Source organism: Nonomuraea sp. NPDC049141 (assembly GCF_040648415.1).
Classification (GTDB): Bacteria; Actinomycetota; Actinomycetes; order Streptosporangiales; family Streptosporangiaceae; genus Nonomuraea.
Map to the genome: position 1 here is coordinate 1 of NZ_JBEZDR010000121.1, position 2524 is coordinate 2524.

The window sequence follows — 2524 nt, forward strand, 5'->3', positions numbered from 1 at the left end:
CCCGGCGGCACGCCACCGCCCGGCGGGATGCCACTGCCCACCCAGACGGCGCTGCCGCCCGGCACGGCACCGACCGGCCCGGTCGTCGGCGGCTCCACCGGTCGGCCGTCGGACGCGCTGGCCGGGTGGGCCGCCCAGGTCGGACCCAAGGTCGGCATCTCGCCGGTGGCCATGCAGGCGTACGGCTACGCCGAGGTGGTGCTCGCCCAGACCAACCGCAGCTGCGGGCTGAGCTGGACCACGCTGGCGGCCATCGGGTTCGTCGAGTCGGGGCACGGTCAGGCCAACGGCGCGACGCTCCGCCAGGACGGCAAGGCTCTGCCCGAGATCATCGGCCTGCCGCTCGACGGGCAGGGCGGCCGGATGCGCATCCCCGACACCGACCGCGGCGTGATGGACAAGGACCCGGTCCTCGACCGGGCGGTCGGGCCGATGCAGTTCATCCCGACGACCTGGCAGGAGATCGGGGCCGACGCCGACAACGACGGCGTCAAGGACCCGCACGACCTGGACGACGCCGCCCTCGCCGCCGGCAACTACCTCTGCAAGGGCGGCCGGAACCTCACCATCCCGGCCGACTGGTGGAACGCGATCCTGTCCTACAACGACGTCCGCCGCTACGCCCAGGACGTCTACGACACCGCCAACCGGTACGGACAGGCCAGCCGCACGTGAAGTGATCGTCTGCGTACATTGGAGAACTGGACACTTCCCCCGGGCAGCGGTTAGCGGCAAGCTAGACGGGTGATGGTGCGCGAGTGGGACCCCAGGACCGCGTCGTCCGCCGAGATCGCGTCGCTGCTGGACACGCTGAACGCGGTCCTGGCGGTCGATCTGCCGCAGGATCCGCCGTGGCGGGAGAGCTCCATGCGGGAATACCTCGCCGAGGTCATGCCCGGCGAACGGCGGATCTCCTGGGTCGCCCAGACGGAACCGGCGGCCGACGGCAGCCCGGGGGCGATCCTGGGCCACGTGCACGTGCTGCTGCTCGGCGACATCGGCGTGCTGGAGGTGCTGGTGCACCCCTCGGCCCGGCGTACGGGCCTCGGCCGGGACCTCGTCCTGACCGCCGCCCGACGGGTCTACCAGGAGGGCTTCCAGTCGATCGGGGTGGAGGTGGTCGGCGACACGCCGGCCGTCGCCTTCTACGAGTCGCTCGGCTTCTCCAAGGAATACGTCGAGACCCGCAGCGTGCTGGACCTGTCCGGGGTGGACTGGGCCGAGCTGGCCGAGATGGCCACCGGCATCGGCGCGGGCTACCACCTCCAGTTCCACCCGGGCGGCCCGCCGGACGAGCTGATCGAGGCGTACGCCCGGGCCAAGGCGGAGGTGCGCGACGTCGAGGACGGCGAACTGCGCCCCAGCTCCTACGACCCGGAGCGGCTGCGGGACAGCCTGGACTGCCTGCACCGGCGGGGTATGAAGCCCTACATCGTGCTCGCCCTGCACGAGCAGACCGGCGAGGTGGCCGGGCTGACCGAGGTGGTCGTGCCGGTCCAGCATCCCACCCGCGCCGACCAGTACGACACGATCGTCGTGCAGGACCACCGGGGCTACGGCATCGACCGGGCGATCAAGGCCCGGATGCTGATGGAGCTGCGCTCGGCGGAGGCGGAGCTGGCCGAGGTGCAGACCTGGAACGCGCAGGCCAACGAGGCCATGCTCAAGGTCAACGCCGAGCTGGGCTACCGCCCGGACCGCGAATGGTGCGAATACAGCATCGACGTGGCTGAGCTGGTGCACCGCCTCGACGCCGGACGCTGACCGGAACGTTCACGAATCCGTCCGCTGGGGGATGGACGGGGGTAAGCAGCGACCCTTAACGTGCGTTAGTTCCCCGTCCACCCATCGTGGAGGCCTCATGCGCCCGCGCCGCACTCTTGCCGCGCTCGCGACCGCCACCGCCGCCGTGACCGTCACGGCCGTCGGCGTCGCACCCACCGCGGCCAGCGCCGCGCCCACCGACCTCTTCATCTCCGAATACGTCGAAGGCTCGTCGAACAACAAGGCGATCGAGCTGTTCAACGGCACGGGCGCCGCCGTCGACCTGGCCGCCGGCGGCTACCAGCTCCAGTTGCACTTCAACGGCTCCACCACGCCGACCAACCTGACCCTCACCGGCACCGTCGCGGCCGGGGACGTCTTCGTCCTCGCCGCCGCCTCGGCCGCACCGGCCATCCTCGACCGGGCCGACCAGACCACCGGTGCCAGCCTGTTCAACGGCGACGACGCGATCGTGCTGCGTCGCGGCGGCACCGTGCTCGACTCGATCGGCCAGGTCGGCGTCGACCCGGGCACCGAGTGGGGCACGGGCGTCACCAGCACCGCCGACAACACGCTGCGCCGGTCGGCGGCCGTGACGTCCGGCGACACCGACCCCTCCGACGCGTTCGACCCGGCCGCCCAGTGGGCCGGCTTCCCCGTCGACACGTTCGACGGCCTCGGCACGCACGCCGTCGACGGCGGCGGGCCGGTCGACACGCCCGCCACGCTCGCCTGCGGCCCGGCCCTGGTGACCTCGGCC

General features: G+C 72.1%; 3 protein-coding genes. All 3 read left to right on the forward strand.

Translation table 11 applies throughout. From position 1 onward, the window contains the following. A partial coding sequence (locus AB0B91_RS64965) for a lytic transglycosylase domain-containing protein (RefSeq protein WP_358342986.1) occupies positions 1-675 on the forward strand: 675 nt, incomplete at its 5' end. A gap of 72 nt (positions 676-747) precedes the next feature. Beyond that, the gene (locus AB0B91_RS64970) at positions 748-1764 is read left to right on the forward strand and encodes a GNAT family N-acetyltransferase (protein WP_088998238.1); all 1017 of its coding nucleotides are present in this window, start codon (positions 748-750) and stop codon (positions 1762-1764) included. Between the two features lie 97 nt (positions 1765-1861). Further along, on the forward strand, positions 1862-2524 hold a 663-nt coding region (locus AB0B91_RS64975; protein WP_358342988.1), incomplete at its 3' end, for a lamin tail domain-containing protein.